The sequence below is a fragment of the Falsiroseomonas sp. E2-1-a20 genome (assembly GCF_051433195.1).
Lineage (GTDB): Bacteria > Pseudomonadota > Alphaproteobacteria > Acetobacterales > Acetobacteraceae > Falsiroseomonas.
Map to the genome: position 1 here is coordinate 1 of NZ_JBHMFT010000106.1, position 4,535 is coordinate 4,535.

The window sequence follows — 4,535 nt, forward strand, 5'->3', positions numbered from 1 at the left end:
CGCCGCCTATGCGGCGGGTCATATCGGCAGCCCGCGCGTGCTGGCCATCACCGGCCTACGCAGCCTCTACGGCATCATGACGGCGCTGACGCAGCGCGACCTCAGGCTGCCAACGAGACCGAGCCAGGTGGGACCCGGTCGCGATGACCGCGACCTGCTGTGGGAGAACATGAGCCGTCGCGAGGATCCCGCTCTCATGGCCGAGGACGCCGAGTATCATCATCGCCCGGTGCCGCCGCACGGGCGGGAGCTGGAGGCGTTCTGGCCTTCGGAGGTGCCGGACGATGCCGGCAGCCTGGCGGCCCTGGCCGACGTCGCGGCCGCCTTGGATGCCGAGGTGGCGCAGCAGTTGGTGCAGGCGGATCGCGCCGCGGTGGCGGCTGCCGGTCTGCGGGGCGATGCGGCGGCGGTTGGCGGCGAGGAGGCGCGGGCGCGGCTTGCTGCCTGGAGCCTGCTGCTGATGCGGCGCCTGGAGGAGGATCGGTCCGAGGGGACGGCGATGATCCTGCTCCAGCCGCTGCGTGAACCGGACGGACCTTATCCATTTGATCCGTGGGGCGAGGGAGCCCTGGAGCTGGCGCGGACGGCGGAGGGTGCCACGCGGGTTGAGCGCTGGCTGGCGCCGGATGAGGGCACGCCCGTGATCATGGCGTTGGGGACGACCCTGCGCCCGGGTGTGGAGACCGAGCAGGCCTTCGTCGCCTACGCCGAAGGACGCATCGACAGCCGGCGCCTGAGGGAGGTCACCGGGCTCGACCGGTTCGTCGACGTGTGGGGCCAGTTGTACATGCGAGGGCTGCGGCTGCCCTTCGTACCCACTTCCGTGGGTTCAGGGCGCGATGACCGTGATCTGCTGTGGGAGAGCATGACGGCAGGGGGCTCGCATCCGACAGCCCGGCCTGCCGGCCCCGCATCATAGCCAGGGCAGCCAGGGAGGCGGCGCGTGGATGGACCGCAGGAGGTACTGAAGACGCCGCAGGCGGCGGTGCCGGTTCCACTGGGTCAGGGCGCGCAAGTTCACGGAGAGGGCGCCGGCAGTTGCGCCGGGCCAAGGCGGTTCCGTGATCCTGGTCGAACAGTAGGGGAGTGGGGGCGGCCGCGGCGTCGGTCAACGAAGTTGGACCGTCCGGTCGCAGTGCGACACGGGATAAAACTGCGGATTCCGACGAAGCTGGCCGTGGCTTCCGATTAAAGCCGGCCACCTGTTCCGAGCGAAGCCGGCCGGGATGTGGTGGCGGTCTGCGAGCGGACGGAGTGTGGCCTAGCTTTCCCCCTCGGCGTCAACTGCGACGGCACGGCGGGCAGCTCGGCGGCGCATGGACTCCCCCTTGAGCTCGATGCGGTGGGCGTTGTGGACGAGGCGGTCGAGGATGGCGTCGCCGAGGGTCGGATCGGCGATCCATTCGTGCCAGGAGGGCACCGGCAGTTGGCTGGTGACGACGGTGGCGGCGCGGCCGTGGCGGTCGTCGATGACCTCCAGCAGGTCCCGGCGCCCCTCAGCGGTCAGCGGCGTCAGACCCCAGTCGTCCAGGAGCAGGACCTGCACCCGCGCCAAGCCCTTCAGCATGCGGGCGTAGCGGCCATCGCCCTTGGCCAGGGCCAGCGCCTCCAGCAGCCGCGGCAGGCGCTGGTAGAGCACGCTGCGTCCGTCGCGGCAGGCCTTGTGGCCGAGTGCGCAGGCCAGCCAGGTCTTGCCCACCCCGGTCGGCCCCGTCAGCAGTACGCCCTGGTGGCGGTCGATCCAGTCACCGCTGGCGAGACGTTGGAACATGGCGCGGTCGAGGCCACGGGCAGCGCGCCAGTCGACATCCTCGATGCAGGCGGACTGGCGCAGGCCAGCGAATTTCAGCCGGGCACGCATGCGCCGGTCCTCGCGGCCGGTCGCCTCGTGCTCGACCAGCAGGGCCAGGCGTTCCTCAAAGCCAAGGCCATCGAGATCCGGCTGTCGTCTCTGCTCCTCGAGGGCCTGCGCCATGGCGACCAGGCCAAGGGCGCGCAACCGCTCGCTCGTCGGGTGGGTAAGCATGCTGTCTCCTCAGTGGTAGTAGCCGCCGCCGCGGATGTTCGGGTGCCGGATGGGCGGGGTGTCCGGCACGGGCTCGGGCGCCTAGGCACGGTCGAGGCCGTTGCGCAGGATGGATGCGATCGAGCCGTAGCTGCGGGCGCCGATGTCGAGGCCGCGCTGGCAGGCCGCCTCCACCCTGCCAGCGCCGTAGCCGCGCACCAGGCCGAGGATGCCGAGGCAGGCACGGAAGCCCTGCTCGGGGTGGGGCTTGGCAGTCAGGATCGCCTCGACCATGGCGGCCGCTGCGGAGCCGATCGCCGCGGCATCACGGCGCAGCCGGGTCGGGGTCCAGTCGGCATGGCGGCGGTGTGCGCTGGGCATGTGGTCCGGCGTGGTGGTGTGCCGGTGCCGCAGCGGACTGCGGGGATGTGCCGCGATGCGGCCTCCGTTGTGGAACATCTCGACCGCCCGCTCAGTGATGCGGGCATCGACCACGGCGCGGGCGAGCCGGTGGGGGACGCTGTACCAATGCCCCAGCACCTCGACGTGATAGTCGAGCCCGACCCGGCAGCGGCGCCATTCGGCATACTCGAAGGCCTCGGGCGGCAGGTCGAGCAGCGTGCTGGCCTCAAGCCGCTCGAACAGTTCGCGCCGGCTGACGCCCAGCCGGCGCATGGGTCGCGCGTTCAGCCGCTCCAGCAGCGCGCGAACGGCGGCATTGGCCTCCCCCAGCCCGAAGGGACGGCGGTTGCGCAGGCAGGCCAGGATCCATCGTTCGACCACCTGCACGCCGACCTCGACCTTGGCTTGTCGCGCGGCTTGCGGATGCGCGTCGGCATCACGGCCGCGCCGTAATGCGCCGCCATTTCCTGGTAGGTGCGGTTGATCCCGGGCTCGTAGCGGCAAGCCGCGGTGACGCCGGCCTTGAGGTTGTCGCAGACGAGTTGCCGCGCGGCGCCGCCGAAGAAGGCGAAGGCGTTGACGTGGCACCCTACCCAATCCGCCAGCCCCTGACTCCACCGCACCTCCGCGTAGGTGAGGCTGGAGGCGCCGAGCACCGCCACGAAAACCTGTGCCTGCCGCACCTCGCCGGTGGCCGGGTCGATCACCGCCAGCGTCTGCCCGGCGAAGTCGACGAACAGCTTCTCGCCGGCGAGATGGGTCTGGCGCATCGTCAGCGACACGCCGCCGCGCCAGTCGGCATAGAGGTCGCAGAAGCGACTGTAGCCGTAGCCCTCCGGCTGCTCGGCCCGGTATTCCTGCCACAGCAGCATCAGCGTCACGCCAGGGCGGCGGAGTTCGGCATGGACCCGCGGCCAGTCCGGCTGCGGCCGCAGCGCCTCCTTGGGCGTGAAGGGCGGGCTGAACAGCCTGGCCTCCAACGCCGCATCGTCGAGCCCGGCCGGCACCGGCCAGGTGATGCCGCTGAGACGCGAGATGCCTTCAAAGCCGATATCTCCGGCTGGGAGAGCATCGTGCGGCAGGGCGGCATCAGGCCCGACTGAACCTCGGGTTGCTCCATGACAGCCTCCCGCCAGTGCGGTCGGCCGTCATCCGCGATGCACTGCATCCGCAAGCGCGGCGACTGCCCGCTCCACATCGGCGGGGGCGTTGTAGAAATGCACGGAGAGGCGAAGATTGCCGTCCCGAGCGGCGCAAACGACCCCGCGTGTCCGCAGGCCGGCCAGAACCGCCGCGGGGTCCCTGTCGCCGAGCGGAACGGCCACGATGTGGCTGCGGTTCGCGGGCGGCACTGCGAGCGGCGGGACGCGGGCGTCCTCCAACGCCTGCCGCAGCATCGCGGCCAAGTCGTGGTTCCAGCGATGGATCGCGGCTGGCCCGATCTCCTCGATGTGGCCGAGGCAGACCTCGTCGCCGATCGCCGCGAGCCAGGAGATCGAGGCGTCGAACCGCGAGGCGGTCGGTGAGAGCTCCATCCGCGGCCCGAAGAAGCTCTCGAGTGGGACCCGGCCCGCCTTCCAGCCCGCGCCGAGCGGCAGGATCCGCGCCTGCAGCTCGGGGCGGATGTACAGGTAGCCCATGCCTCGCGCCGCGTTCAGGAGGAACTTGTGGTCGGAGGTGGCGAGGAAGTCGATGCCTGGAAGCTCCGCCGTCAGATCGACGGCGCCGACGGCCTGGGAGCCGTCCACGAAGAGCCACGCCCCGACACCGCGGGTGATGGCCGAAACCGCGTTCAGGTCACTGCGGTGGCCGGTCGCTGTCTGGACAGCGCTCAGCGCGACCAGGCGCGTGCCGCCATCGACCGCCGCACGGAGATCGTCGGGGTCGAGGCCGCCACCGCGGAATGGAACCTGCCGGATGTCGTAGCCGCGCGCCTCGAGCTGTCGCCAGGGAAAGTGGTTGGAGCTCTACTCCTGTGCGCCGATCACCAGGTTTTCGCCCGCCGCCGCGCCCACGAACTGGGCGGCAACCAGGCCTGCGGCGGCGCTGACCGAGGGGATGAGGGCGACATGCTATTACTACTGTGTCATTTAGTGGTAGTTTGGTGTGAGGCGGTGGCAGCACGGGC

Annotated in this window: 6 protein-coding genes; 2 read left to right on the top strand and 4 right to left on the bottom strand. The window is 70.8% G+C overall.

What is annotated here, in order from left to right; translation table 11 throughout:
- On the top strand, nt 1-919 hold a 919-nt coding region (locus ACFHPP_RS30455), incomplete at its 5' end, for a hypothetical protein (RefSeq protein ID WP_437166982.1).
- A gap of 342 nt (nt 920-1,261) precedes the next feature.
- Here the strand turns inward: ACFHPP_RS30455 and istB are convergent.
- The 4 genes from istB to ACFHPP_RS30475 all read right to left on the bottom strand — a co-directional run bounded on the left by istB (nt 1,262) and on the right by ACFHPP_RS30475 (nt 4,326).
- Nucleotides 1,262-2,026 carry an IS21-like element helper ATPase IstB gene (gene istB / locus ACFHPP_RS30460; protein WP_437166983.1) on the bottom strand — a complete coding sequence of 255 codons (765 nt, stop codon included), beginning with the start codon at nt 2,024-2,026 and terminating at the stop codon, nt 1,262-1,264.
- Nucleotides 2,027-2,107: 81 nt separating this feature from the next.
- A complete protein-coding gene (locus ACFHPP_RS30465) occupies nt 2,108-2,788 on the bottom strand; it encodes a Mu transposase domain-containing protein (protein ID WP_437166984.1) in 681 nt (226 codons plus the stop codon).
- Nucleotides 2,692-3,414 (bottom strand): IS21 family transposase, encoded by a 723-nt coding sequence (gene istA, locus ACFHPP_RS30470; RefSeq protein ID WP_437166985.1) that lies wholly within the window; start codon nt 3,412-3,414, stop codon nt 2,692-2,694. Before istA ends, ACFHPP_RS30465 begins: the two co-directional genes overlap by 97 nt.
- 141 nt (nt 3,415-3,555) lie before the next feature.
- Nucleotides 3,556-4,326 carry an aminotransferase class V-fold PLP-dependent enzyme gene (locus ACFHPP_RS30475; protein WP_437166987.1) on the bottom strand — a complete coding sequence of 257 codons (771 nt, stop codon included), beginning with the start codon at nt 4,324-4,326 and terminating at the stop codon, nt 3,556-3,558.
- Between ACFHPP_RS30475 and ACFHPP_RS30480 the strand changes: the two genes are divergently transcribed.
- Nucleotides 4,213-4,535 (top strand): hypothetical protein (locus ACFHPP_RS30480; protein ID WP_437166986.1); only part of this gene is annotated, 323 nt, incomplete at its 3' end. The two genes, ACFHPP_RS30475 and ACFHPP_RS30480, sit on opposite strands and share 114 nt — an antisense overlap.

What these genes read in the sequence shown, in the direction of transcription:
- istB (WP_437166983.1), bottom strand. Translation starts at nt 2,026, where the DNA reads ATGCTTACCCACCCGACGAGCGAGCGGTTGCGCGCCCTTGGCCTGGTC.